Here is a 26622-nt window from a genome sequence, read left to right as displayed (position 1 = left end):
TCTCCCCCGAACGCCCCTTGACCACCGCGAACTTCCCCGTATCAGATAAACCCATGGTCCGGGGCTCCATCACATTGATCGTGCTGGCATTGGTTATGCCGTCGCTTGCGGCGGCGGAGACCATGAGCTTTGGCGATTCGATCGGAAAGCTGGCAGCGAGTTGCGGCGCGGAAATCGTCGCCAATTGCCGCGGCGTCAATCCGGATTCGACCCGCCTGAAGGAGTGCCTGTCGCGCAACCGCGACGTGCTCTCGCCGCAGTGCGCGAGCGACTATCTCGGCGTCTTCGACGCCATCCAGAAGCGCGTCGCCGCGCGCGTCACGGTGGCGAACGCCTGCCAACGCGAGATCGTCAAGGTCTGCGGCGGCTCGACCAAGGAGACCAGCAAGTCGATCCCCTGCCTGGTCTCGACGCCCAAGGGCATCAGCAACAACTGCCTGAAGGCCGTCGACGACGCGGGGTATCGCTGATGCGCGCGAAGAGGCTCTCTACCGCCGGACTATGCGTCGCGCTCGGTCTCGCCTTGCTTGCAGGCACTGCTGCCGCACAGACGGCGGCGCCGACCCGCGATGACATCGTCGGCAAGCTCAACCATTTCGAACAGGCCGCCGAGGTCGACCTTCCCGCGCTGAAGCAGCAGGTGATGGAGCGCGCCAAGGCCAGGATCAAGAACGATCCCGGTCCGGTGAACCGCCCGCTGATCGCGCCTGACCTCGCGAGCCTGCCCGCCTTCAACGCGCAGATCCAGTTCGATGCCGACACGCCGATCATCCAGCCGGCGTCCTACCAGACCGTCGGCCGCATCGCGGACGCGCTGGTTCATTCCTCGCTGCTGCCCTACACCTTCCTGATCGTGGGCCATGTCGAATCCAATTCGAAGACGCGCGAGGCCAACGCGATCCTGAGCCAGCGCCGCGCCGACGCAATCCGCGACGTGCTGGTGAACACGTTCAAGATCTCGACCAAGCGGCTGCATCCGATCGGTCTCGGTGAGGAGCAGTTGCTCGACCGGGCCAAGCCGACCTCGGCCGTCAACGGCCAATTGCAGATCCTGACCTATGCCAAGTTGCCGGAGGACGCGCCCGCGCATCCGGCTGCGACACCTGCGCCTGCGGCGAAAAAGCCCGCCAAGAAGCGGTAAGCAGACGCTCCCAAGCGTCCGACGGAACCCTTTGAAGTCCTGACCGTTTTGTGATCTGTCCCACAGCGCGACGGTATGGTCTTGCGCGACAATAGTGCCGGTTTGTGCACCGCTCTATCCGGTGCTATAGGCTTTTTTCGTCCTTCCCCGACCCCGTGCTGCATGAGACCAAGATGGGTGGCTTTTTTCAACGCCAACTTGCCGTTTATGTCGAGTACCATCGCGATCCCCGGAACACGGCGATGCATGTGGTGGGTATCCTCCTGCTGTTCACGGGCGCGGTGATGCCGCTGACGCTGGTGAAGGTCCCGCTGTTCGGGTTCGAGCTCAGCCTGGCGGTGATCCTGGCCTTGCCGGTCCTGATCTACTGGCTGCTGCTCGATGCGGCGCTCGGGGCCGGCATTCTGGCCGTCTCCATCGTGCTGTTCTCGATCGCGTCGACCATCGCGGCGCAAGTCAGTACCGTGACGATGTGGGCGATTTTTGCCGCCCTGGTCGCGCTCGGCTTGGCCGCGCAGACCATCGGCCACAAGGTTTTTGAGGGGCGCGAGGCCTCGCTGTTCACGTTTCCCTCGCATCTTTTGCTGGGACCGATGTTTGTCATGGCAAAATTATTCATTGCACTGGGCTTCCGTCGCGACCTTGCCGCGATTCTGGCGCCTCTTCCGACCAATTCCCTTTCAACCCGATAGCTCCAGAAGCGAAACAGCAAACCTTCTTCATGGCTCTCGTACTGGTTACCGGTGGCAGCGGTTTCATCGGACATCATCTCGTAGAAGCGCTCCGCGCCCGTGGGCAGCGGGTACGCGTTCTCGATGTCCGGCCGCCGGCCGCGACGAACACTGACGTCGACTATGTTCATGGCTCGGTGCTCGACGGCGCCGCGGTCGATACCGCGCTGGCCGGCGTCGATCAGGTCTATCACCTCGCCGGCCTGCCCGGCATGTGGGTCGCCAACAAGCAGGACTTTCACGACGTGAATTGCCGCGGCACCGAGGTCGTGCTGGCGGCCGCGATGAAGCGCGGCGTGTCGCGCTTCCTGCACTGCTCGACGGAATCGATCCTGTTCCCCTATACCGAACTCAACGGCGTTCCCGCCGAAGAGGCGCTGCAGCCGGCCGACGCGATGCCGGGCGCCTATACGCGCTCGAAGTCGCTCGCCGAACATCATGCCGCCAAGGCCGCGGCCGAGGGCTTTCCGCTGGTGATCGGCACGCCAACCATGCCGATCGGCGCCGCCGACCATAATCTGACGCCGCCGACCGCGATGCTCTGGTACTTCCTGCAGAAGAAGGTGCAGCCGCATCTCAACTTCCTGGTCAATCTCGTCGACGTCCGCGACGTCGCGACGGGCCTCGTGCTGACCATGGAGCGCGGCCGCATCGGCCAGCGCTACATCCTCGGCGGCGACTGCGTCCCGCTCGGGCGGATCCTGCGGATGATGTCGGCGATGAGCGGCCGCCGCCAGTTCCCGGTCGTCGTGCCCGGCAAGGTCGCCGAGCTCTCCGGCATCATGCTCGAATATCTGGCCGACAACTTCACGCGCCGGCCGCCCAACGGCACCGCCGAGGGCGTGCGCATCGCGCTGGCCGCGAGCGATCTTTCGATCGGCAAGGCACGCACCGAGCTCGGCTATTCGCCGCGCCCGATCGAGCCGGTCCTGCGCGAAACCATCACCCATCTGCTCGCCCGCAACGGCCAGCAGCCCTCCGGCGCCATCGAGCATCACGCGCTGTCCTCGCGCGCGGGCTGAAGCCGCCGCCTAACGCAAAGAACCTTCATGTCCTTCGATTTCAGCAAGCTTCTCTCTGTCGCCTGGGGTGGCTGGACCACGACCTGGCCGACGCAACTGCTCGCCCTGATCTGGCTCGCCTGGCTCGCCAGCTGGGTCGGCGCTTCGTTCTGGCAGGGCCGCACCCAGAAGCAGGTGCTGACGCTGGAATCCGGCCGCTATCGCATCCCGATCCTGGTCGGCGGCATCCTGTTCACGCCGTGGACCGCGGAAGTGCTGAACGAGAAGCCGCTCTGGGTCTTCAGCAACACGGCTGTCTACATCACGGCGCTGATCGTGCTCGCCGGCATCTCCTTCACCTGGTGGGGACGGCTGCATCTCGGAAAATTCTGGTCCAATACCATCACCCACAAGGAAGATCACCGCGTCATCGATACCGGCCCCTACGGCATCGTGCGCCATCCGATCTACACCGGCCTGATCGCCGGCATGCTCGCGACCGGCATCGCGGTCGGCACCGTGACGGCGATCCTCGGCGCGATCCTGATCTCGCTCGGCATGTGGCAGAAGGGCCGGATGGAAGAGGTGTTCCTGTCGAAGGAGCTCGGCGAGGACGCCTACGGCGCATACTGCCGCCGTGTGCCGATGATCATTCCGTTCCTGTCGCCGCGGTGAGCTCCCAAGCGCAAGACCTGTAGCCCGCATGAGCGAAGCGACATGCGGGACCAGTTGACCCGGATATCGCTTCGCTCATCCGGGCTACGGGAACTCATTGCGCGGCACAGGTCCTCTGCTCTCCATGCAAATTTGGTCATCTGCCATTCCGCGGGAATAGGCGGCCGTCGAGTTCCGCGACGTTGACCTTTTTACCGCCAACCAGTTGGATGCGCGCGCAACGAGGCACGACGACATTCATCGTGGATCTGGAGAGGTCGACGATCAGGCCTGAGCCCGCGCGGGGTTTGGGCGATCCGGCGTTGAAATGTGCCTCAGGGTTCGACAGGGGCTTCTCATGACCTTTTCCAGTATCTTCGCGCAGTTCGTCGCTCTCCTCGGCGGCATCGCGCTGCAATGGCGCAAGCTCTCGGGCACCGACCCCGCGCCGGCCTGGGGCCAAACGCCCGCCATTCCCGAAGCGAAACCGCAAGGCGCGATCCCGACGCTGAAAATGCCGAGCGCGCGCGGCTGGAGCGAGGGCCAGAAGCCGACGGTCGCGCCCGGGCTCAAGGTCAATGCGTTCGCGACCGGCCTCGACCATCCGCGCTGGATCGAGGTGCTGCCCAATGGCGACGTGCTGATCGCGGAGGCGACGCAGATCGCAGGCGCCCCACGCAGCGTGTTTCACTACGCGATGCAGGCGACGATGCGGCGCGCCGCGGCGCTCGGCGTCTCCGCCAACCGCATCACGCTCTTGCGCGACAAGGATGGTGACGGCGTCGCCGAAGTTCGCGGCGCCTTCATGGAGAATCTCAACCAGCCGTTCGGCATGGCGCTGGTCGGCGACACTTTTTACGTCGGCAACACCGACGGCGTGATGGCCTTCCCTTACGTCGCCAATGCCGACCGCATCACTGCGCCGGGCAAGCGGCTGACCACCTTCAAGCCGGCCGGACACTGGACGCGCAGCCTGCTTGCCAGCCCCGACGGAAAGAAGCTCTATGCCGGCGTCGGTTCGCTCAGCAACATCGCCGAGATGGGCATGGAGGTCGAGCAAGGCCGCGCTGCGGTCTACGAGCTCGATCTCGCCGCCGGCACGCATCGCATCTTCGGTGCCGGTCTGCGCAATCCCGTCGGCCTCGCCTGGGAACCGAACACGGGCGTGCTCTGGACCGTCGTCAACGAGCGCGACGGGCTCGGCGACGAGACGCCGCCCGACTATCTCACCTCGGTGCGCGATGGCGGCTTCTACGGCTGGCCCTATTGCTACTGGGGCAAGACGGTAGACGATCGCGTGCCGCAGGACCCGGCGATGGTCGCCAAGGCGCTCCAACCGGACTACGCGCTCGGCGGCCACACCGCCTCGCTCGGCCTGTGCTGGATGCCCGCCGGCACCCTGCCCGGCTTCCCCGACGGCATGGTGATCGGCCAGCACGGCTCGTGGAATCGCAGCAAGCTGTCCGGCTACAAGCTGGTGTTCATCCCGTTCGAAAACGGCCGGCCCTCCGGCCCCGGTCGCGACATCCTGTCGGGCTTCCTGTCCCCGGACGAGAAGGAATCCTACGGCCGCCCGGTCGGCGTCGTGATCGGCCCCGACAAGAAGTCGCTGCTGATGGCCGACGACGTCGGCAATGTGATCTGGCGCGTCACGGGGGCGTAAGAGCTACGTCCCGACACACAGCGTGGCGCGCTGCTTGCGCAGCAGCGCGATCACCGACAGCGCCGTGATGATCCCGGTCTTGGGATTTTCGGACGGAATGTTCTCGATGCCCATCGAGAACCGCGCCGAATCCGCCTCGACCTCGATGCGATGAACATTGCGCGTGACGGTGGGGTCGGCCCAAACCTGAATCTGGGTGCGATCGGGTCCGATGCCGGCCAGCGACAGCGCAACGGCGACGTTGACGTTGGCCGGAAAGCCCTTCGCCGCTTCGCGCGCGCTGCCCTCGAACAGCTTCAGCGGCTCGCGCAGCTTGTCGATGTCGATGTTGTTCTGGACGATGAACGGCGCGCCCTTCAGCCCGTCGATCGGCTTGCGCGTGACCATCTTGACGGAATGGATGGTACCGATCGCGGCGGCGTTGACGGCATCGAGGCCGATCAGCGCGCCGGTCGGCACGATGATGCGGCCGCCATTGGCGCGGGCGAGATCGACGAGATCGAAATTGTCGAGCAGGCCACCGACGCTGACCACGACTGCGGCCTTGCCGCGCTTCACCGCAGGCTCGACGATCGCACGCAGCTGGCTGCCCGGCGCGCATTCGACCACGATGTCGGCGACGTCGCCGAGCTGATCGATCGGCATGATTTGTGGCGGCCGGCGCAGGCCGTTGATGAAGGCCTGATGCTTGGCGGGGTCGCGCACCGCCACGGCCGAGAGCGACAGGCCCTCGACACCCTGATCGAGCGCGGTCGCGATCTTGGTACCGATCGAGCCCAACCCTGCAATGGCCACCCGCAATTCGCTCGAAGCCGTCTGATCCGTCATCACCATCCCTCTGTCCAGGCCGATGTCATAGCCTCTCACGCCTCCCGCGCATAGCTGCGCAGGCGGGCCTCCAGAACGGCCAGCATGGCATCGCGGGCCGGATCGCGCGAGCCGCGCAACCAAGCGGCGGCGAGCGGCAGCCGGCCGACGGGCCCGCTCTGCCTCGGCTGCAGCGGCACGAAGCGGACGCCTGAGACCGCCATCCGCGTAGTCCAGCGCGGCACGATGGCGACCCCGAGCTTCGTTGCCACCAGATTGATGATGGTCTGCTTCTCGTCGGCGACCTGCACGATGCGCGGCGTCAGCCCAGCCTGCTCGAACAGTTTGATGGTCAGGTCGTGGCTGTGCGGCCGCGAGCGGCGGTCCGGCACCAGCATCGCCTCGTCGGCGATCTGCGCCAGCGTGACCGATTTGCGTGCAGCGAGCGTGTGCCGCTGCGGGAACGCGACGATGGCGGTCTCCTGGAGCAGATCGCGGAATTCCAGCCGCTTGTCCGCGTTGTCGGGCGGGCGGACGAAGGCGAGATCGAGCGCGCCGGTCAAAATCTTCGGCAGCAGCCGGACGGTCTTGTCCTCGAGCAGCTGCACTGCGATGTCGGGATGCTTGTCGCGGAAGTCGCGCAAGAGCAGCGGCAGCAATCCCGCCGCCGCGCTGTCGATGGCGCCGACCCGCAGCCGCCGCGCGGTCCCCGCGCGCGAGCGATTGCGTAAGTTGTTCTCGACCGCCTCGACCTTGGCGAGGATGGCGCGGGCATCACGCAGCAACGTCGCACCGTCTTCCGTGAGCGACACCGCGCGCGTGGTTCGCGCGAACAGGCGCGTGCCGAGATCCTCCTCCAGCAGCCTGATCTGGCGCCCGAGCGCGGAGGGCAGCATCTGGAGCTGCTGCGCCGCATGGCCGAAATGCAGCTGCTCGGCCGCCGCCACGAAGCATCGAAGCTGATGCAATTCCATCCAGTGTCCTCTCGTCTCGCCCGGCGAGGATTATATCATTTTTTTGTATAAACCAGCGCCAATTGAGTTCATCTCCTTTCCCCGCCTAGGGTCGCTGCCGCACAACGAAAAACCGGGAGGCCAGGGTGGCGAGCGAGATTCAGACGCGCGTGCTGCGCAAGATCACCTTGCGCATCGTTCCCTTCATCATGCTGCTGTACTTCGTGGCCTTCATCGACCGCGTCAATATCGGCTTCGCCTCGCTGACGATGAACAAGGACATCGGCCTGTCGCCCGCGGTCTATGGCTTCGGCGCCGGCATCTTCTTCTGGGGTTATTTCCTGTTCGAGGTGCCCTCAAACATCATCCTGCACAAGATCGGCGCGCGGATCTGGATCGCGCGGGTGATGATCACCTGGGGCCTCGTCTCCGTCGCGATGGCCTTCGTGCAAGGGCCGACCAGCTTCTACGTCCTGCGTTTCCTGCTCGGTGTCGCCGAGGCCGGCTTCTTTCCCGGCATCATCCTCTACCTCTCCTACTGGTTCCCGGCGCGGCAGCGCGCGGCGGTGACCGCACTGTTCATGGCGGCGGCGCCGCTCTCGACCGTGCTGGGCTCGCCGATCTCGGGCGCGCTGCTGGAGATGGACGGACTGCTCGGCTTTAAAGGTTGGCAATGGCTGTTCGTGCTGGAGGCGCTGCCGGCCGTGCTGCTCGGCTTCGTCGTGCTGGGCTTCCTGACCGACCGCCCGGAGAAGGCAAAATGGCTCGCTGATGACGAGCGGCGCTGGCTGGTCGAGACCATGAATGTGGAAACCACCAGCAAGGCCGCGACCGCGAGCCACAGCATCTGGCGCGGGCTCGCCGATCCGCGCGTGCTGGCGCTGTCGCTGATCTATTTCGGCACCTCGGCCGGCCTCTACACGCTCGGCGTCTGGGCACCGCAGATCATCAAGCAGTTCGGCCTGTCCTCGCTCCAGGTCGGCTTCCTCAATGCATTGCCGGCAACCGCCGCCGTCGTCGCCATGATTCTGTGGGCGCGGCATTCGGACCGCACCGGCGAGCGCACCTGGCACGTCGTGTGGGCCTGCCTGATCGCCGCCGCGGGCCTTGCCTATGCCGGGCTCGCGACGGGCGTGGTCGCGGTGCTGGTCGCGCTGACGCTCGTGAACATCGGCATCTCCTCCGCAAAGCCGCCGCTGTGGAGCATGCCGACGCTGTTCCTGTCCGGCCCTGCGGCCGCAGCGGGGATCGCCACCATCAACTCGATCGGCAACCTCGGCGGTTTCGCAGGTCCCGCCATGATCGGCTGGATCAAGGACCAGACCGGCAGCTTTGTCGGCGGCCTCTATTTCGTCAGCGGCCTGCTCGTTCTCTCGGCGGCCCTGACCCTGCTATTGTCGCGAGCGAAAACCGCGCCCGTCGAACCCGTCCCGCAATCCCACTGATCTCTCAAACGGAGCCTTCCCATGCGCACCCATTCGATCGCTGCCATTCCCGCCGACGGCATCGGCCCCGAGGTGATCTCGGCCGGTGTCCGTGTGCTGGAGGCGCTCGCAAAACGTAGCGGCGACCTCGCCTTTAACGTCAAGACGTTCGATTGGGGTTCGGACTATTACAAGAAGCACGGCGTGATGATGCCGGCCGACGGTCTCAGCGAATTGAAGAAGTTCGATGCGATCTATTTCGGCGCGGTCGGCGCCCCCGATGTGCCCGACCACATCACGCTGTGGGGCCTGCGCCTGCCGATCTGCCAGGGCTTTGACCAATACGCCAATGTGCGGCCGACCAAGATTCTGCCGGGCGTCGCCTCGCCGCTGCGCAATGTTGGCGTCGGCGATCTCGACTGGGTGATCGTGCGCGAGAATTCGGAAGGCGAATATGCCGGCATGGGCGGCCGTGCCCACAAGGGCCTGCCGGAAGAGGTCGGCACGGAGGTCGCGGTGTTCACCCGCGTCGGCGTCACCCGCATCATGCGCTATGCGTTCCAGCTCGCGCAGTCGCGTCCGCGCAAATTCCTGACCGTCGTGACCAAGTCGAACGCGCAGCGCCATGGCATGGTGATGTGGGACGAGATTGCCGCAGAGGTCGCCGGCGAATTCCCCGATGTGACCTGGGACAAGATGCTGGTCGATGCGATGACCGTGCGGATGACGCTGCATCCGAAGAGCCTCGACACCATCGTTGCAACCAACCTCCACGCCGACATCCTCTCGGATCTCGCCGGTGCACTGGCGGGCAGCCTCGGCGTCGCGCCGACCGGCAACATCGACCCGCAGCGCCGCTTCCCCTCGATGTTCGAGCCGATCCACGGCTCGGCCTTCGACATCACCGGCAAGGGCATCGCCAATCCGGTCGCGACGTTCTGGACCGGCGCGCAGATGCTCGAGCATCTCGGGGAGAAGGATGCGGCCAGCCGGCTGATGGCGGCGGTCGAGCGCGTCTGCGCGGCGGGCGTGTTGACGCCTGACGTCGGCGGCAAGGCGACGACAAAGGACGTGACGGATGCCGTGATCGACGCGATCCACGGCTCGAACGTCTAGTGGGCTAACGCGAATTTCGGCTGGCTAATTCTGACGTCACTGCACGCCGTAGCGGGCGAATTCGTCGGCGACCTTGAGGTTGATGAGCTTTGCTGCCGAGACGTCGCGATCGCCGCCGGCGTTGTCGCCCTGCCTGAGCCTGGCAAGTCCGCGTCCGTAGAGCGCGCTTGCCAGGTTTGGCGCCAGGCGCAGCGCGGAGCTGTAGTCGTCGATGGCAGCAGTGAGCTGTCCCATCTTCAGATGGATCAGTGCGCGTGAATCGTAAGTCGCGGCATCGTTCGATCCCGACTGTATCGCCCTGTCGCAGTCATCGAGGCCGGCCTGCAGCTCGCCGATGATCGCTCGGGCCCAGCAGCGTCCGCTGCGAGCCCACGTCAGATTCGGATCGAGCCGGATGGCCTCGTCGAAATCCCGCGCGGCCCGATCATACTGGTTCAGCTTCAGGTGGGCTTCGGCGCGGTTGGCGAAGGCGCTGCCATAGGCAGGGTTGAGCCTGATTGCCTCGTCGAAGGACTTGACCGCGTCCTCATAGGCTCCCTTCCTCAAATAGGCGACGCCGCGATTGTTCACCGGCTTGACATAGCCTGTGGCGAGTTCGATCGCCCGATTGAAATCGCTGATCGCGCGGTCGTACTCCGCCGCTGCGGCATAGGCGTTGCCGCGATTGTTGTAAGCCACAGCCAGCGACTCCGGCTTGGCATCGCCCGAGTCGATGAGCGCCGTGCAGCCGGCGATCCGGGCTTGGGCCGGAATGCGGTCCGTGCCGTTGCACTGCTCAATGCTCTGGAGGTGACTTTTCTTCTGCGGCTGCTGCGCGACCGCCGGCGAACCGAGCGACAGCAGCACGAGAATGGGCGCGACGCTATCGATGATGGCGGCCCTGATCGTCATGTCCGTGTCGCGTCAGCATCCTCTGCAGATGTTCGGCCTGGGACCGCTCCCCTGCTCGGGCATTGCAGTCGTCACGCGCTTCTTCACTAATTTGCTCTTGCCCTCTTCGATGAGGGTCGAAAACTTGACCGCACCGTCATCCGCAATTTCGATATGCGGCGTGGTGCCCCGGATTCCCATCGTTGCAACGGGCGTGTCGACTTTCATGTCGCCGCTCTTCGCGATCTGGCCGGCGACGAAGGTCGCCGTTCCCTTGGCCAGATTGAAGAACGTCGCGTTGGACTTGCCGTCCGGCTCGTACACGTACTCATCCAGGGTCATACGCGCGTTGCTCGACAGATTGAACGACGAGCCATCGCTGAAATTGATGCTGACCCGGCTGTCTGCCCCGGTTCGCACGACGTCGCGCAGATAGACGGCATCGCCGACCTTGGTTTGCGCGGCCGGATCGCCGAGCTTCGCCTGGACGACGACCGCGCCTGCATGCTCGATCGAGACCGAACCTGCAACGGCGACGACCTTGCCGATGGGTTTCGGCACAACGTCCTCGGGGCCGCGTGTCATGGGATTGACTTGAGCCTGCGCTGGCGCAGCAAGAATGCTCGCCGAGGCCCAAATGAAACCAGTGACAAAAACTGCAATCGTATGCCTGCACATGACCCACCCTTTCCGAGAAGATCTGCGTGGCGCTTGATGGGAGCTATATAAGCCGCGACCAAGCTCGCAATTCGTGCATTGTCAGTATCTACAACCTGGATCGATCCTAACGGACCGGTCCTCCAGAAAAAGCAATTCTTCCGTGCGTGATCTTAGGCCCAAGCCGTTTGCCTGGCCAGCGAAAGTGGGCTAGGTTCCGCCTAGCTCAACCGTCAACTTCTTGAGAGCGCAAATTGCTGTCGCGGAGAGGCATCTCCGCTGAACCTGCCATCATCTTGGCCATACCTATAGAGATGCAATTTTTTATCAGACGTCATCGGCGTGCAGGCCTGGGGTTGCTAACGCCAAAAATTGCGCCCGTGGTGTAGCAAAACCGACAAGAAGACCACGGCACCGCGCCGAGCCCGAATTATTCGGCGCGCGAGGCCACGGCCATGTCAGTTGCTTTTGGCGTTGGACCCCAGGATGGGGTCACTAAGGCATTACCCCTCGAGATCATCGGTATCGTTCAGAGCGCGTCGGGATGCGTCACCCTGACGCGCGCCGGCGGCGCGCCAACACAGGTCAGCATTGGCGACCTTGTTTGCCGCCATGACGTGATCGAAACGGCTGCGGATGCGCAGATCGGGATTCGGCTTCTCGACGACACCATATTCAACGTCGCCAGCGGAGCTCGCGTCGAACTGCGCGAGTTCGCCTCCGAATCCGACGCCACTTCGCGTTCGACGGTCGTTGCGGTCACCGGCGGAAGCTTTGCGTTCGCGGCCGGCCGACTGGCAAACAGCGGCACCCTGACGGTCGACACACCCCTTGGCAGCGTTCGCGGCCGCTCCCATGCGACCGGCTTCGGTATCCTGACGATGGCGGCACTGACTTTTTCGTTGGTGAAAGAAGCGCAAGGCGCGGACCCGGACGCCGCGTTTCTTGATAACGATACGCTCACTTACAAGGACCTTCAGCACGGCGCCTTCGAGCTCATCACCAAGGAGCGGGTGCCGCGGCACATCATCGTCGATGATCCAGGCGAAACCGTCATCCTGAACAGAATCGGCTCCTCGGTCATCGTAAACCAGGTTGCCAACAGCGCTGCTCGCATGGAGGAGCTGCACGCAGCTCAACAGGACGTGCTCGCCAATCTCACGCGAGGCCCGACAGGATCCAGTACGCCACCTGGCGTCATCGCCCCCTCGCTGCAACACATCAACTTCAACTCGGATAACGCGCCGGCGCCGCTAAACCTGCTTCCGCCACTGTCGCCGGCCGACATTCCCTTGATCGTACGCCCGCCGCCGTCATTGAACGTGCCGGGCGGGCCCACCGAAATCGACACGATCGCATTCAACGACACGTTCAGCGCGACAACCGGTACTTTCACCGCCAGCAGCCCGATCAATTCCGCCCTCACCTTTGGCCTCAGCGGCGGGACGGCCGGCACCACGGTCCTGGACGGAGTGACCTACGATCTCTCGCAGACCGGTGCGTATGGCACCCTCTATCTCAATAGCGCATCCGGTGCCTACACTTTTGTTCCGAATGCGGATGCGATCAATGCCCTGTCGTCGCCGACGACCATGAGTTTCGTCGTCACGGTCTCGGACAGCGGGTTCTCGACGAGCCGAACATTCGTCGTCAACATCCTCGGCGTCAACGACACTGCCATCATCTCCGGCAACGCCGCCGGCACAGTGGTGGAGGCGGGCGGCGTCGCCAATTCGGTGCCGGGCGCGCCGAGCGCAACCGGCACGCTTACAGACGTTGATGTCGACAATCCGCCCAACACCTTCACGACAGTCAGCTCGCCGACGAGGAGCGCGGGCGGCTACGGCACCTTCACGATGACCGCCGGCGGCGTGTGGACCTACACGCTCGACGATAGTAACGGTACGGTAAAGGCGCTGAATGCCGGCGATACATTGATCGATCAGTTCACCGTGACCACGATCGACGGCACGCCGCAGCTGGTGACGATCACGATCAACGGCGCGAATGACGCCGCAATCATCTCCGGGACCACGACCGGTTCAGTCGTCGAGGCGGGCGGCACTTCGTCCGGCACGCCGGTCGCGACGGGCACACTTCTCGCCGCGGATGTCGACAATCCCGCCAACACATTCGTGGCGGTCACCGCGCCGACGGCAAGCGCGCAAAGCTATGGCAGCTTCACCATCACCGCGGCGGGCGTGTGGACCTATACGGTCGACAACAACAACATCGCAGTGCAGGCGCTCAATAATGGCGGCACGCTGACGGACAGTTTCACGGTGACCTCGGCCGACGGCACCGCACAGACAGTGACGATCACCATCAACGGCAGCAACGATGGGGCGGTCATTTCCGGAACGGCGACCGGCGCGGTGATCGAGGCCGGAGGTGTGGCCAATGGTACGCCCGGCATGCCGACCGCGACCGGAACGTTGACCGACCTCGATCCTGACAATGCGGCCAACACCTTCACCCCGGTAACGACGCCAAGAACGAGCGCGGGCGGCTTCGGCACCTTCACGATGACGGCGCTGGGCACGTGGACCTACACCCTCGACAATAACAACGGCACCGTGCAGGCGCTCAATGTCGGCGATACGCTGAACGATCAGTTCACCGTGACCACGGTCGACGGCACGCCGCAGCTGGTGACGATCACGATCAACGGCAGCAATGACGCCGCCTTCATTTCCGGAACGACGGCGGGGTCGGTGCTCGAAGCCGGCGGCATCGCCTCCGGTACGCCCGTCGCGACCGGCACGCTCACCGATACCGACCTCGACAATCCGGCCAACACCTTCACGGCGGTGACCTCGCCCAGGGTCAGCGACGGCGGCTACGGCACCTTCACGATGACCGCGTCGGGGCTATGGACCTATACGCTCGACAACAACAACGCCGTGGTGGACGCGCTGGATGTCGGCGACACGCTCACCGATCATTTCACGGTCACGGCGATCGACGGCACCACGCAAGAGGTGACGGTCGCCATCCATGGCGCCAGCGACGCGGACCCCAACGACTTCGACAATCTGGCGACGGGATCAACCGTTGTAACCGATCCCCCGTTCGTCTATGGCACGCCTGGACACGACAGCGTCGCCGGTGGCGGCAGCGTTTCCCAGATCGTCTATGGCGGCGCCGGCGACGACACTCTGAACGGGACCGGCGTGAACGACACCATCTTCGGCGGATCCGGTGACGATACGATCAAGGGCAACAACGGGGCCGACCTCATTTACGGCGGCTCCGGGCAGGACACTATCGACGGCAGCAACGAGAACGACACCATCATCGGCGGCTTCGGCGCGGACCAGCTCACGGGCAGCAACGGCGATGACGTCTTCGTCTATCTGTCGGCGGTCGATTCCAGAGCCGGCCGGTTCGATACGATCACCGATTTCAGATCGGGAAGCGACAAGATCGATTTGACGGCGCTCGGCGCGCTCGGCTTCGTGATCCTGGCATTGAGCTCGACAAGCTCGTCCGTGCCGCCCCACACCATCGCCTGGATCTACGACAGCTCGGCCAACGAAACCATCGTGTATGTCAATCCGACCGATCAAACCCTCCAGATCGGCGATTCCAGCCTGCTGGAAGTTCATCTCCAGGGCGTCGCGACCATCGATTCGTCGGACTTCATCGTGGATCAAGCCGCAGCGCCGGTCCTGGCGGCGAGCGACACCCTCGATCCGACCGCGGCCACGCTAGGCGATGCGGCGGTCGTGACATTGAGTACCTCCGACGCCTCCACCGAGGTGACGGACAGCAGCGGCTCTGTTTCCCTGGACGGAAGCTCGACCGCAATCGATGTGAGCTATCCTTTCGATATCGATCGGGATCACAGCGGGTGGAGCAACGAGATCACCGCTTCCGCCCCGGACGAGACTGCAACACTCGCCGGCCTCTCGGAACCGACAATCCATTCGCTATCGATGGAGCCCTTCAAATTTGTCTTCGAACCACCCCGGACCGACGACAGCATCCATCCAAGCGGAATCGGCGCAACCGGCATCACGGAGCAAAATCAAGCCACAGCTTTCAGCACGCCGGATGCGCTCCTTGCCATCGACCAGCATCTAGATCACGGCAAGGCTGCCGAGGCTCATGGCCATGCCAGCCTTGCCGATACCGCCAGTGCGCTTCTTGATAGCGCCACCCAGAAAGGCCTTGGGAACGGCGGCAACGCTCATTCGACTCCATCTCACGGAAGCGAGCACAATCATGATTCGAAGGAGGCGTCCGACAGGCCCAATGACCAACCTCATTCTGCGGCAGACGGCACTCCACACGGAAACGCGCAGGCCCATCCGTCCGGACCAGGCGATTCCTTCAAGTTCCTGACTCCGGCAATCGAGAAGTCGGGCATCGCATTTGTGGACGATCTCCCGGCGCCGCCCGATCATCATGAAGGCGTGGCACATGCCTACGGACATGGTGGCGCCGCGGAAGCGGGCGAGGTCCCGCAGCTGGACGATGGCGCTCACGGCGTGGGCGGCTCAGGCGGGCCTCATTTGCCGCACGATCTCCTGGTGTGAGCTCGATCTGCTGAAACCGCTCTTGCTTTACTTCCGCCCGGCGGGCGGCGGCGTCGCCAACGCGGCGGGAGGCTCCGGCGGCGTCAGATGGCGCGGGACGATGATGGTCTGGCCCGGGGTGAGCTGCGCGTTCTCTGCAAGCGAGTTGCTCTGCGCGAGCGTCCACAGCGGCACGCGATTGGCTGCAGCGATGCTCTCCAGGGTGTCGCCGCGGCGCACCGGCACCCGCACGCCGCTATCCCACAGTTCGACCAGCGTATCCGCGGGCACGAGATAGCGCAGCGGCACGGCATCGGCCTGGGCCTGCGGCGGAATGCGCGGCAGCTGCGTCACCATCTCGACGATCTGGCGATGGATGTCGTCGGACTTCTCGATATTGATATGCGAGACGCGGCTGTTCTCTTTCAGATCGTAGCTTGCGTAATGGCCGCGGAAGCCGGGCACCGCCACGACGTCGCCGCCGCCGAGCACGCTGTCGGACAGGAAGATGTTGATGAAGCGCTCGACATTGAGCGGCACGTCTCCGGTCGCGTGCGCGGGATCGATGGCAATCACGAGGCTGATCGGGATGTTCTCCTTGGCCGCCATCTCGGAGATGACGACCGAGCACAACCCACCCATGGAGTGGCCGATCAGCACGATCGGCGCCGGGCTCTCCTTGTAGCTGGCGATGGCTCGGTTGCCGATCAGCCGGCAGATCGTGAATTCATAAACGTCGGCCGAAAAGCCGGCCTGCGTCAATTTCTCGCTGAGCCGGTCCATGCCGGTCGAGAAGATCGGCCCCATGGCACCGCGGAACAGGTAGATTTTCGGCGGCGGCAGCGGCTCGGCGGGCGGAGCGGGAGGCGGCGCTGTGGCCGTCACGGCCGGGCGCTTCGACTTGGCGGGTGAGGCCACGGCTATGCCGTTGCTCAAGGCGAGCAGCGCAACCGCTGCCAGCACGACTAGCCGCCTCAAATCAATCATCAGTTCAGCAGTCCCACCACGGGAGGCAAGGGCCTCTCCCAAACCGGCTTAGTGACGACCGATTTGGCGGATTTTGGGGCGCGGGAACCGGGGCGCGACGCACCGCCGCGCGCATCAAGGCTCCGTGACCGGACGGGCATGCTCCCGGCCCGTCACTGCCTGCCCTTGAGCCGGCTGCGATGTGCGGCCTGCTTGGCGCGATTGCCGCACACTGCCATGATGCACCACCGCCGTGCGCGCCGGCGGGTGTGATCGGCGAACAGCATCGTGCAATTGTGGCCCTCGCACGCCTTCACGTCGGAAAAGTCTTCCTCGCAGACGAACTTCGCCATCGCCTCGCCGATGGGCAGCAGCAGGGACTCCGGTGATTGCCAGTGCCGTTTCCTATGCAGCGCAAGACCATCCTGGCCGTGACGAGGCGCGATTTGCAGGAACGCCGCATCGCGCTCCAGGATGCTGTTCAACGGACCAAGCTCGTGCAGCGCCTTGCCGGTCAGCGGCCGGCCCGCATGCTCCAGCACAAAGCCCCTGAACCACTCGCGCAAGGCGCGGGCCTGATCGGCAACCTTGTCGAGCTCACCCGGCCTCACGCGCGCCTTCAGCGCATCCAGCTCCTCCGCCGGCACCAATTTGGCCTGTGCCAGCCAGTCGACCAGGCCGTCGCCATGGTCGAGCCAATCGACGGGCGTATCGACCGGCGTCGCCACCGAGTTGAGAAAATCGAGGCCGAGCGAGTCGGCGATGAACATGGCGGGCGGTCTGTCCACGAGCGGTCCTTGGCCGGCGAAACATGTCCGCCTTTAGTAACCTGTAAAATGCGTATTGACAAGTTATGCGAGCGAATCATAACCTGTATTTAGGCTATTAACAGGTTACCATATGGAGACGGTCATGACCCGGACCACCTACCGCACCGCCGACGTCGATGGCTTCAAGGTGTTCTATCGCGAGGCCGGCTCTCGAGGTGCGCCGAAGCTGCTGCTGCTACACGGCTTCCCCAGCGCCGGCCACATGTTCCGCGACCTGATCCCCCTGCTCGCCGACAAATTCCACATCGTGGCGCCCGATCTTCCCGGCTTCGGTCAGTCCGACATGCCGGCGCGCGAAAGCTTCCGCTACACCTTCGACAATTTCGCGCAGGTGATCGAGCGTTTCACCGAAGTGATCGGCTTCGATCGCTTCGCGATCTACGTCTTCGATTACGGCGCGCCGACCGGCTTCCGGCTCGCGCTGCGTCACCCCGAACGGATCACCGCGATCATCTCGCAGAACGGCAACGCCTATGAGGACGGCCTCAGCAACGGCTGGACTCCGATCAAGGCCTATTGGCAGGATCCCTCGCCCGACAACCGCGAGGCGCTGCGTGCCTTCCTCACGCCGGAGGCGACGCGTTGGCAGTACACCCATGGCGTCCCCGATCCGACGACGGTGTCGCCGGACGGACAGAACCTCGACAATTTCTATCTGGCGCGTCCCGGCTCGGACGACGTGCAGCTCGACCTGTTCGGCGATTACAAGAGCAACGTCGCACTCTATCCGTCATTCCAGGAGTATTTCCGCAAGCACAAGCCGCCGTTCCTCGCGGTCTGGGGCAAGAACGATCCGTTCTTCATTCCGCCCGGCGCCGAAGCGTTCAAGCGCGACAACCCCAATGCGGTCGTGCAGTTCTTCGACACCGGCCATTTTGCGCTGGAGACGCATGCGAAGGAGATTGCGGAGAGCATTCGCGCGTTCCTGAAGTGACGTGAGCAGTGGCGAGCGTCGATTGCCACATCGCGCGCCGGCCTAAAGCGGCAGCATCCGGTTCAAGAGGTCGAGCAACGTGCGCTGCTCGGCCTCGCTCAGCGGAGCCAGCATCTTCCGATTATACGGCTCCGTCAGCCTTGCCCCCTCGGCAATGAGCTTTGCACCCTTTGCCGTGAGCATGAGCTCGACCGCACGGCGGTCCGCCTTGGAGCGGTTGCGCTTGATGAAGCCGGACGATTCGAGCTCGTTCAGGATCTTGATCAGGTTCGGCAGGCGCAGTCGAAGCAGGCTGGCAAGGCTGCTCGGCGGCACGCCGGGATTGTCGCGAATGACGGCGAAGATCGCATAGGTCGCCGGCGTCAGGCCCAAGGCCGCGAACTCCTCGTAGAAGCCCTCGAAGAACTTCAACTGCGCGAGGCGCAGCATGAAGCCGGGCGTGCGCTGAAGCGCACTCAGATCCAGCGTTTTCTCCTGCTGCTCAGCAGATTTGGCTCCGGATTTCGGGGTCTTCGAGCTCATGATTTGCAATCCCTGGGCGGGCCGAATTGACACTCTCAAAAATAGCTATAAAATATAACTATTATTAAGCGGCACCAAGACCGCCCATGGGAGGGACACAATGAACAGCAAATTCCTGCATAAATTGTGCACGTTGGCGGCAATGCTGACCACGGCGCCGGTGTTCGCGCAGGACGTCGTGAAGATCGGCATCCTGAACGACCAATCCGGTCCGTTCGCGAGCTATCAGGGCATCGGCTCGGTCGTCGCCGCCAAAATGGCGGTCGAGGATTACGGCGGTAAGGCCGCCGGCAAGCCGGTCGAGGTCGTCGCGGCCGACCATCAGAACAAGACCGATATCGGAATTGGCATCGCCCGGCGCTGGTACGAGAACGAGAGCGTCGATGCGATCTTCGACATTCCGAACTCGTCGATCGCGCTCGCGGTGGCCGGCATGAGCGCAGAGAAGAACAAGGTGTTCGTCGGATCGGGCGCCGGCACGGTGCTGCTGACCGGCGAGAAGTGCACGCCGAATACCGTGCACTGGACCTACGACACCTATGCCTACGGTCGCGGCCTCGGCAAGGCGATCGTTCAGCAGGGCGGCAAGAAGTGGTTCTTCATCACGGCCGACTACGCCTTCGGTCACGATCTGGAGAAGCAGGCCGCCGAGGCCGTGAAAGCGTCGGGCGGCGAGGTGCTCGGCAGCGTGCGGCATCCGCTGGGGACGGCCGACTACGCCTCCTTCCTGCTTCAGGCCCAGGCATCGGGCGCGAACGTCGTCGGCTTCGCCAATGCCGGCGACGACACCATCACCTCGATGAAACAGGCCGCCGAGTTCGGGCTGACCAGGGATCACAAGCTGGTCGGATTGATTCTGGGCATGAACGGCCTTCCCGCGCTCGGGCTGAAGTTTGCGCAGGGCGCGCAGATCATGAACCCGTTCTACTGGGATCTCAACGACGGCACGCGGGCGTTCGCAAAACGCTTCGCCGAGCGCATTCCGTCGAAGGCCTATCCGAACGACATGCAGGCCGGCGTCTATGCCTCGGTCATCCACTACCTCAAGGCGGTCGACAAGGCCGGCAGCGCCAAGGACGGCAAGGCTGTCGTCGCCGCGATGAAGGAGATTGCGACCGACGATCCGCTGTTCGGCAAGGGCTATATCCGCAAGGACGGACGCAAGATCCACCCGCTCTACCTGCTCCAGGTCAAGGCACCGGAGGAATCGAAGTCAGCCTGGGATCTCTTGAAGGTCGTTGCCACCATCAAGGGCGAGGACGCATTCCGCGCCGAGAACGAAGGCCAGTGCCCGCTTAGCAAGCCATAGAAGCGGAGCTGGCCATGAGCGGCATTGCATCCAGCCCGGTCGACCCGTTTGCGCCTGACTTCCTGATCGACCCCTATCCTGCCTATCAGGCGCTGCGCGCGCTCGGGCCTGTGTTCGAACTGGAGCGGTACGGCGTGTGGGCGATGGCCGGCTATGCCGAGGTCGAGCCGGCGCTGAAGGACTGGAAGACGTTCATCAGCGGCGAAGGCGTCGGGCTCCACGGCATGAACCCGGCGCTGCCAAAACCGCTGACGCTGCAGATCGATCCACCCGACCATGACAAGGGACGGCGGGTTCTTGGCCGCACGCTGTCGCCCGGCGTCGCAAGGAAGCTGCGCGAAACGTTTCAGCGCGAGGCGGAGAAGAAGGTCTCGGAGCTGATCGACAAGGGCACGTTCGATGCCGTGACCGATCTTGCGGAAGCCTATCCGATGAAGGTGTTTCCGGATGCGATCGGCATCCGGCCGGACGGCCGCGAGAAGCTTTTGGCCTGGAGCACGTTCGTGTTCAACAGCTTCGGCCCGGAGAACGGGATACTCGCGGCTTCACGAAAGGAAGGCCTCGCGGCGCAGAGCTGGATCATGGAATGCTGCGCACGAGATGCGCTACGGCCCGACAGCCTCGGCATGATGATCTACCAGGCGGCCGACGAGGGCGAGATTAGCGAGCACGAGGCGACGCATCTGGTGCGGCCGTTCCTCACTGCCGGGATCGACACCACCGTCAACGGCATCGGCAACACCTTGCTCGCGCTCGCCACCCATCCGGACGAATATCGCAAGCTGCATCACAAGCCGGAGCTGGCACGCAATGCTTTCGAGGAAGGCCTGCGCTACGATTCACCGGTGCAGACGTTCTTTCGCACCACCTCGCGTGACGTCGAGATCGGCGGCGGCGTGATCCCCGCCCACCGCAAGGTGCTGCTGTTCATGGCCTCGGCCAATCGCGATTCCGTGCGGTGGGACGGACCCGATCGCTTCGAGGTCGAGCGGGTCGCGACCGGCCATGTCGGATTCGGCGCCGGCATCCACGCCTGCGTCGGCCAGATGATCGCGCGTCTGGAAGGCGAATTGATCTTCAGCGAGCTCGCAAGGCGCGTGAAGACGATCGAGCTCGCGGCCGAGCCGAAACGCAGGCTGAACAATTCCCTGCGCGGGCTGGAGAGCATGCCGGTGCGTGTGACGGCCGCTTAGGCGCCATCACACGACCCGGGCACGGAGCGATGCGCTCAGTTCCTCGCCGGAGCCGTTGCCGCCGCGGCACGCGCGGACCGCGGTGCGCCGGGCTCCGCAACGGGAGCCGCCGGAGCGCGCGAGCGCATGATCGCGGCGTCGATCTCGGCGATCACGCGGCGCTGGATCGCCTCGTTCTTGTCGATCGAGATGTGGCCGACGCCGGTGCCGCGCACGTCGACATTGTCGAGCTTGCCGCGCAGGCCTGCGGCGGCCCGCACCGGCTCGCCGGGGCCGTCGCCGATATAGATGTTGATGTAGCGTTCGGCACCGGTCGAGAGCTTGGTCTTGAACACGGAGTCGAGGCCGATCGCGAGCTTCACGGGCACGCCGAGCTGGTTGAGCTTGGCAATCATGTCCGGCAGCGCGGTCGCGCCGGAGGAATGGCCGACCAGGATGATGGTCTTGATGCGGCCGGCCCTGTAGGCGGTTGCGGCTTCATCGGCGAGCGAGGACCAGGAGACGAAATTGGCGACGGTCACCGGGATGCCCTGCGCCTGGAGCCGGGCACCGATCGTGTCGAGCCCGAGCGAGAAGATGTTGAGCACGCCGCGCAGCAGATAGACATGCGTGGTCGCGGCCGCGGCTTGGGTCGGCGCGGCCTTGGCGGTGGACGGGCTGATGGCAACAGCTGACAGCAAAAGCAGACAGATCGCCCACGCGCGGAGGGCGGGCAATTGGCTGGCGCCGGCGGTGTGACGGCCGTTCGGTCTCATCGATGTTTTCCCTGGGGACAATACGCTTCGCGATTGGCCGGAATCGTAGCCACGGCCCGCTCGCAGACGCAACAAAGAGCCGCGTGAGCGACAATCTTAGCAGCAACCCGTGGCGGTTGCGCAACACTTGCCCGGAACCTGCCACCGAAGGGCCTGTTTTGAGACCATTTTTCTCCAGCCAATTGCGACCGGGCAAGGGCATTCCTATCTCAGGGCTCCGCTGACCCGCCCTTCCCGGCAGGTTCCAGCCTCCCTCCCCCAGCCTTTGCCCCCAGCCTTGCGGCCATCATGTCCTCCATCATCTCCGTCGCCAATCTGTCGAAGACCTATGGGTCCGGCTTCAAGGCGCTCAAGAACGTCAATCTCGATATCAAGCGCGGCGAGATTTTTGCGCTGCTCGGGCCGAACGGCGCCGGCAAGACCACGCTGATCTCGATCATCTGCGGCATCGCCAACCCGAGCGAGGGCCGGGTCCTCGTCGGCGGCGAGAACATCCAGACCTCCTACCGCAAAGCGCGCTCGCTGATCGGCCTCGTGCCGCAGGAATTGCACACCGACGCCTTCGAGAGCGTGTGGGCGACCGTGAGCTTCTCCCGCGGGCTGTTCGGCAAGCCGAAGAATCCTGATCACATCGAGAAGGTGCTGAAGGACCTCTCGCTCTGGGACAAGAAGGACAACAAGATCATCACGCTCTCCGGCGGCATGAAGCGCCGCGTGATGATCGCCAAGGCGCTGTCGCACGAGCCGCAGGTCCTGTTCCTGGACGAGCCCACCGCCGGCGTCGACGTCGAGCTGCGCAAGGGCATGTGGGAAGTCGTGCGCACGCTGCAGCAGTCCGGCGTCACCATCATCCTCACCACGCATTACATCGAGGAAGCCGAGGAGATGGCCGACCGCATCGGCGTCATCAACAAGGGCGAGATCGTGCTGGTCGAGGACAAGACGACCTTGATGCAGAAGCTCGGCAAGAAGCGGCTGACGCTGCACTTGCAGAACAAGATCTCGTCGCTGCCGGAGAGCCTCAGCCAGTACGAGCTCGATCTCTGCGATTCCGGCGCGACGCTGGTCTACGACTACGACACCAAGGGCGAGCGCACCGGCATCACCAGCCTGCTCAGCGACCTCCGCAACGCCGGCATCCGCTTCAACGATCTCGACACGACGCAATCGTCGCTCGAGGACATCTTCGTCGACCTCGTGAGGACGTCATGAATCACCGCGCCATCCGCGCCATCTACCTGTTCGAAATGGCGCGCACCTGGCGCACGCTGCTGCAAAGCATCGTCTCGCCGGTGGTTTCGACCTCGCTCTATTTCGTGGTGTTCGGCGCCGCGATCGGCTCGCGCATCAGCGAGGTCGAGGGTGTCAGCTATGGCACCTTCATCGTGCCGGGCCTGATCATGCTCTCGGTGCTGACGCAGAGCATCGCCAACGCCTCGTTCGGCATCTACTTCCCGAAATTCACCGGCACGATCTACGAGATCCTGTCGGCGCCGATCTCCTATTTCGAGATCGTGCTCGGCTATGTCGGCGCCGCCGCGACCAAGTCGATCATTTTGGGCCTGATCATCCTGGCGACCGCCGGGCTGTTCGTGCCGCTGCACATCCATCATCCGGTCTGGATGCTGGCCTTCCTGGTGCTGACGGCGGTGACGTTCAGCCTGTTCGGCTTCATCATCGGCATCTGGGCCGACGGCTTCGAGAAGCTGCAGATGATCCCGATGCTGGTGGTGACGCCGCTGACCTTCCTCGGCGGCAGCTTCTACTCCATCGACATGCTGCCGGCGGGCTGGCGCACGGTCGCGCTGCTCAACCCGGTCGTCTATCTGATCTCGGGCTTCCGCTGGAGCTTCTACGAGATCGCCGACGTCAGCGTGTCCGTCAGCATCGGCATGACGCTGGCGTTCCTGGTGGTCTGCCTCGGCGTGATCTGGTGGATTTTCCGCACCGGGTACCGGCTGAAGAATTGATTGCTGTGCCGTAGCCCGGATGGAGCGTCAGCGTAATCCGGGACCGGCGTCACGTCAGGCTCCAGCGGCCCCGGATTGCGCTTCGCTCCATCCGGGCTACGGAAGTCTTCACCGATAGCAATGAAAGCGGTGATAGCCATCGTAGTAACCGCGGCAGTGGCGATAGTGGCGGTGGGGAATGCCGAGCACGCCCTCCACCGCACCGACGGCGCCGCCGACACCGGCGCCAACCGCGCCACCAACCACGCCTCCCACGGGCCCGGCGATCCGGTTGCCTTCATAGGAGCCTTCCTGGGCGCCGCGCACGATGCCTTGAGCATGACCAGCTTGAGGCAACGCCAGCAGCGCGAGCAGAACGGCGGCGGCTGCGAACAGCAGGCGGACGGGGAAGCCGGCCGGCAGGACGGCGGCGGTAACACGGGCTTTGTTCATCTTCAGTCCCAGGGGAAGTAAAGGGGTAAACGACGGCGAAAGCGGCCAATCGGCAGGCCATCATCAACGCACCGCGCGGCCAAATGGTTGCGCCTTTGTGACGAATTGTCGGCGATGTGAACGCATGTCCGCTCGCGAAAATGTCAGCATCGCAGCTAACGGCGCGGCACAAAGCGGCCTTGCTTACATCAGGCATCGCGTTAACGATGGGCGGGCGGGCCGCTGGAACGGAAGCCGGATTGCAGGCATATTGCACGCCGGGGGACGGAGAGCCGCGGCGCTAGCGTGAACAGGCCGGAGGCCAGAACTCAAATGCGTTTTCAGATGCGTTCATTTTTTATCGCTTTCACCTCCCTGATGCTTTTGAGCGCGGGCACCGCACAGGCCAAGGTCGAGATCACCGTCGACAAGGACAATCAGCAGATGACCGTCGCGGTCGACGGCGTCGCGCGCTACCACTGGCCGGTGTCGACCGGAATCCCCTCGCGCGAAACGCCGAACGGCGCCTTCCGCGCCTTCCGCATGGAAGAGGATCACTTCTCCAAGGAATTCGACGACGCGCCGATGCCGCACGCGATCTTCTTCACCAAGGTCGGGCACGCCATCCACGGCACGGACTCGGTCGGCCGGCTCGGCTCGCCGGCGTCCCATGGCTGCGTGCGCCTGTCGCGCCAGAATGCCTCGACACTCTACGCGCTGGTGCAGCAGCAGGGCGTGCTCAACACCACGGTGACGCTGACCGGCTCGGCTCAGGTGGCACTCGCACGCAATCCGCGCGGTCGCACCAACACTGCCGTGGCCCGCGCTCCGCAGCAGCCTGCCGAAGAGCAATACGCCACGTCAGGCGATCCCGTGAATCTCGCACTGCCGCAGCAGCCCGCGCGCCGCTACATGCCGCAGGATGACAACTACATCTATCCGGCGGATGGCAGCGACACCGGCGCGCGCTATCCGGCACCGCGCCCGATCACTCGCCCCTATGGCACGCAGGCCTATCAGCAACTGCCGCAGCCGACCTACGACCAGGGCTATGGCCAGCAGGGCTACTATTATCAGCAGCAGCAGCCTCGCCAGTATTATCAGCCGCGCGGCTATTACTATCAGAACTGACGCGGCCGCCATTAGCCGCCCTCGCCGGTCGAGGCGCCATGCCGTCACGTGCCACGACAATCCTGACCGTGCTCTCGGTTCTCGCCGTGGGACAAGCCATTGCAGGAGAAGCGATGGCCTTCGATCTCGAGGCGCATCGCGGCGGGCGGGCGCTGCTGCCGGAGAACACCCTGCCCGCCTTCGCCAACGCGCTGTCGATGGGCGTGGACACGCTGGAGCTCGACGTCGGCGTGACCGCCGATGGCGAGGTCGTCATCTCGCATGAACGCGGGCTCAATCCGGATCTCGCACGGGATGCGCGCGGCGCCTACATTGCACCGCCCGGAACGCCCTTCGTCAGGCTGCCGCTCGCTGACGTCAGGACCTACGACGTCGGCCAGATCCGGCCAGACAGTTCTTACGCGAAGCAATTCCCCGAGCAGCGCGCCGTGCCGGGGACACGCATCCCCACGCTGAAGCAGCTGTTCGCGCTGGTGCGCAAGTCCGGCAACACCAATGTGCGTTTCAACATCGAGACCAAGATCGATCCCAACCATCCGGACGAATCCCTCGATCCGCAAGGATTCGTCACCACGTTGCTTCGGCTGATCGAGGCCGAAAAATTCTCCGATCGCGTCATGATCCAGTCGTTCGACTGGAGGACCCTGCAGCTCGTGCAGCAGCAGGCACCAAAAATACCGACGGTGTACCTGACGCTCCAGCGCGGCTCGGCTCCGACGGTGGCGCTCGACAAGGCCACGAGCTGGACCGCGGGTTTCAGCCCGGCCGATCACGGCGGCTCGCTGCCGCGAACCATCAAGGCCGCGGGCGGTGCGATCTGGTCGCCCTATTTCGGCGACGTGACCGCGGCGCTGGTCACTGAAGCCCATGCGCTCGGACTGCGCGTGGTGGTCTGGACGGTCAACAAGCGTGAGGACATGGCGCGGATGATCGAGACCGGCGTCGACGGGATCATCTCGGACAATCCGGACCTGTTGCGGCAGGTCGCCGGCGAGAAGGGAATTGCGCTGCCGGCGGGGACGCCGGTGGAGCCTTAGCGTCCCGTCGCCTTGTAGCCCGGATGG

25 protein-coding genes are annotated in these 26622 nt (G+C 64.3%); 16 read left to right on the top strand and 9 right to left on the bottom strand.

What is annotated here, in order from left to right:
• Positions 1 to 53 precede the first annotated feature (53 nt).
• From JQ592_RS25500 to JQ592_RS25475, 6 genes are all read left to right on the top strand, one after another.
• Complete coding sequence (locus tag JQ592_RS25500) at positions 54 to 470, top strand: hypothetical protein (RefSeq protein ID WP_211405530.1); 417 nt, start codon at positions 54 to 56, stop codon at positions 468 to 470.
• Positions 470 to 1141 carry an OmpA family protein gene (locus tag JQ592_RS25495; protein WP_211405529.1) on the top strand — a complete coding sequence of 224 codons (672 nt, stop codon included), beginning with the start codon at positions 470 to 472 and terminating at the stop codon, positions 1139 to 1141. Before JQ592_RS25500 ends, JQ592_RS25495 begins: the two co-directional genes overlap by 1 nt.
• Positions 1142 to 1314: 173 nt before the next feature.
• A complete protein-coding gene (locus JQ592_RS25490) occupies positions 1315 to 1833 on the top strand; it encodes a DUF962 domain-containing protein (protein ID WP_211405528.1) in 519 nt (172 codons plus the stop codon).
• A gap of 29 nt (positions 1834 to 1862) precedes the next feature.
• Positions 1863 to 2894, top strand: a complete 1032-nt coding sequence (locus JQ592_RS25485) for an NAD-dependent epimerase/dehydratase family protein (protein ID WP_211405527.1) — start codon at positions 1863 to 1865, stop codon at positions 2892 to 2894.
• A gap of 27 nt (positions 2895 to 2921) precedes the next feature.
• Positions 2922 to 3548 (top strand): methyltransferase family protein, encoded by a 627-nt coding sequence (locus JQ592_RS25480; protein ID WP_211405526.1) that lies wholly within the window; start codon positions 2922 to 2924, stop codon positions 3546 to 3548.
• A 337-nt stretch (positions 3549 to 3885) separates the two neighbouring features.
• Positions 3886 to 5190 (top strand): PQQ-dependent sugar dehydrogenase, encoded by a 1305-nt coding sequence (locus tag JQ592_RS25475; protein ID WP_211405525.1) that lies wholly within the window; start codon positions 3886 to 3888, stop codon positions 5188 to 5190.
• A 3-nt stretch (positions 5191 to 5193) separates the two neighbouring features.
• Here the strand turns inward: JQ592_RS25475 and JQ592_RS25470 are convergent, their stop codons facing one another.
• Positions 5194 to 6018 carry an aspartate dehydrogenase gene (locus JQ592_RS25470; RefSeq protein ID WP_211405524.1) on the bottom strand — a complete coding sequence of 275 codons (825 nt, stop codon included), beginning with the start codon at positions 6016 to 6018 and terminating at the stop codon, positions 5194 to 5196.
• 35 nt (positions 6019 to 6053) lie between these two features.
• The gene (locus JQ592_RS25465) at positions 6054 to 6971 is read right to left on the bottom strand and encodes a LysR family transcriptional regulator (RefSeq protein ID WP_211405523.1); all 918 of its coding nucleotides are present in this window, start codon (positions 6969 to 6971) and stop codon (positions 6054 to 6056) included.
• A gap of 125 nt (positions 6972 to 7096) precedes the next feature.
• On the opposite strand from JQ592_RS25465, the gene JQ592_RS25460 reads away from it, so the two are divergent.
• Positions 7097 to 8395, top strand: a complete 1299-nt coding sequence (locus tag JQ592_RS25460) for an MFS transporter (RefSeq protein ID WP_211405522.1) — start codon at positions 7097 to 7099, stop codon at positions 8393 to 8395.
• 21 nt (positions 8396 to 8416) lie between these two features.
• A complete protein-coding gene (locus tag JQ592_RS25455; protein WP_211405521.1) occupies positions 8417 to 9490 on the top strand; it encodes a tartrate dehydrogenase in 1074 nt (357 codons plus the stop codon).
• Positions 9491 to 9526: 36 nt separating this feature from the next.
• Here JQ592_RS25455 and JQ592_RS25450 read toward each other — a convergent pair whose 3' ends face one another.
• Together JQ592_RS25450 and JQ592_RS25445 are read right to left on the bottom strand one after the other, a co-directional pair.
• Positions 9527 to 10381 carry a tetratricopeptide repeat protein gene (locus JQ592_RS25450; RefSeq protein WP_211405520.1) on the bottom strand — a complete coding sequence of 285 codons (855 nt, stop codon included), beginning with the start codon at positions 10379 to 10381 and terminating at the stop codon, positions 9527 to 9529.
• Between the two features lie 12 nt (positions 10382 to 10393).
• Positions 10394 to 11038: a FecR family protein gene (locus JQ592_RS25445; protein WP_211405519.1), complete on the bottom strand. Its 645-nt coding sequence runs from the start codon at positions 11036 to 11038 to the stop codon at positions 10394 to 10396.
• 434 nt (positions 11039 to 11472) lie between these two features.
• Here JQ592_RS25445 and JQ592_RS25440 point away from each other — a divergent pair, with 434 nt between their 5' ends.
• Positions 11473 to 15558, top strand: a complete 4086-nt coding sequence (locus JQ592_RS25440) for a VCBS domain-containing protein (protein WP_211405518.1) — start codon at positions 11473 to 11475, stop codon at positions 15556 to 15558.
• Between the two features lie 27 nt (positions 15559 to 15585).
• Here JQ592_RS25440 and JQ592_RS25435 read toward each other — a convergent pair whose 3' ends face one another.
• Together JQ592_RS25435 and JQ592_RS25430 are read right to left on the bottom strand one after the other, a co-directional pair.
• Positions 15586 to 16524 carry a LysM peptidoglycan-binding domain-containing protein gene (locus JQ592_RS25435; RefSeq protein ID WP_211405517.1) on the bottom strand — a complete coding sequence of 313 codons (939 nt, stop codon included), beginning with the start codon at positions 16522 to 16524 and terminating at the stop codon, positions 15586 to 15588.
• A gap of 152 nt (positions 16525 to 16676) precedes the next feature.
• The gene (locus JQ592_RS25430) at positions 16677 to 17273 is read right to left on the bottom strand and encodes a CGNR zinc finger domain-containing protein (RefSeq protein WP_211405625.1); all 597 of its coding nucleotides are present in this window, start codon (positions 17271 to 17273) and stop codon (positions 16677 to 16679) included.
• A 142-nt stretch (positions 17274 to 17415) separates the two neighbouring features.
• Between JQ592_RS25430 and JQ592_RS25425 the strand changes: the two genes are divergently transcribed.
• Positions 17416 to 18267, top strand: coding sequence for an alpha/beta fold hydrolase (locus tag JQ592_RS25425; protein WP_211405516.1), 852 nt, complete (start codon positions 17416 to 17418; stop codon positions 18265 to 18267).
• Between the two features lie 42 nt (positions 18268 to 18309).
• Here the strand turns inward: JQ592_RS25425 and JQ592_RS25420 are convergent, their stop codons facing one another.
• Positions 18310 to 18789, bottom strand: a complete 480-nt coding sequence (locus JQ592_RS25420; protein WP_211405515.1) for a MarR family winged helix-turn-helix transcriptional regulator — start codon at positions 18787 to 18789, stop codon at positions 18310 to 18312.
• 100 nt (positions 18790 to 18889) lie between these two features.
• Between JQ592_RS25420 and JQ592_RS25415 the strand changes: the two genes are divergently transcribed.
• Positions 18890 to 20098 carry an ABC transporter substrate-binding protein gene (locus tag JQ592_RS25415; RefSeq protein WP_211405514.1) on the top strand — a complete coding sequence of 403 codons (1209 nt, stop codon included), beginning with the start codon at positions 18890 to 18892 and terminating at the stop codon, positions 20096 to 20098.
• A 14-nt stretch (positions 20099 to 20112) separates the two neighbouring features.
• Positions 20113 to 21291, top strand: coding sequence for a cytochrome P450 (locus JQ592_RS25410; protein ID WP_211405513.1), 1179 nt, complete (start codon positions 20113 to 20115; stop codon positions 21289 to 21291).
• A gap of 35 nt (positions 21292 to 21326) precedes the next feature.
• On the opposite strand, the gene JQ592_RS25405 is transcribed toward JQ592_RS25410, so the two are convergent.
• Positions 21327 to 22046 (bottom strand): hypothetical protein, encoded by a 720-nt coding sequence (locus tag JQ592_RS25405; RefSeq protein WP_211405512.1) that lies wholly within the window; start codon positions 22044 to 22046, stop codon positions 21327 to 21329.
• A gap of 288 nt (positions 22047 to 22334) precedes the next feature.
• Here JQ592_RS25405 and JQ592_RS25400 point away from each other — a divergent pair, with 288 nt between their 5' ends.
• Positions 22335 to 23258, top strand: coding sequence for an ABC transporter ATP-binding protein (locus JQ592_RS25400; RefSeq protein ID WP_211405511.1), 924 nt, complete (start codon positions 22335 to 22337; stop codon positions 23256 to 23258).
• Positions 23255 to 24016, top strand: coding sequence for an ABC transporter permease (locus tag JQ592_RS25395; protein WP_211405510.1), 762 nt, complete (start codon positions 23255 to 23257; stop codon positions 24014 to 24016). The genes JQ592_RS25400 and JQ592_RS25395 overlap by 4 nt, the downstream gene beginning before the upstream one ends.
• A gap of 108 nt (positions 24017 to 24124) precedes the next feature.
• Here JQ592_RS25395 and JQ592_RS25390 read toward each other — a convergent pair whose 3' ends face one another.
• The gene (locus JQ592_RS25390) at positions 24125 to 24448 is read right to left on the bottom strand and encodes a hypothetical protein (RefSeq protein ID WP_211405509.1); all 324 of its coding nucleotides are present in this window, start codon (positions 24446 to 24448) and stop codon (positions 24125 to 24127) included.
• 324 nt (positions 24449 to 24772) lie between these two features.
• Between JQ592_RS25390 and JQ592_RS25385 the strand changes: the two genes are divergently transcribed.
• Positions 24773 to 25558 (top strand): L,D-transpeptidase, encoded by a 786-nt coding sequence (locus JQ592_RS25385; RefSeq protein WP_246820658.1) that lies wholly within the window; start codon positions 24773 to 24775, stop codon positions 25556 to 25558.
• Positions 25559 to 25596: 38 nt separating this feature from the next.
• Positions 25597 to 26595 carry a glycerophosphodiester phosphodiesterase gene (locus tag JQ592_RS25380; protein WP_211405507.1) on the top strand — a complete coding sequence of 333 codons (999 nt, stop codon included), beginning with the start codon at positions 25597 to 25599 and terminating at the stop codon, positions 26593 to 26595.
• Positions 26596 to 26622 lie beyond the last annotated feature (27 nt).

This window comes from Bradyrhizobium iriomotense (assembly GCF_018129405.1).
Lineage (GTDB): Bacteria > Pseudomonadota > Alphaproteobacteria > Rhizobiales > Xanthobacteraceae > Bradyrhizobium > Bradyrhizobium iriomotense_B.
This window is presented reverse-complemented; position numbering and strand designations above follow the sequence as displayed.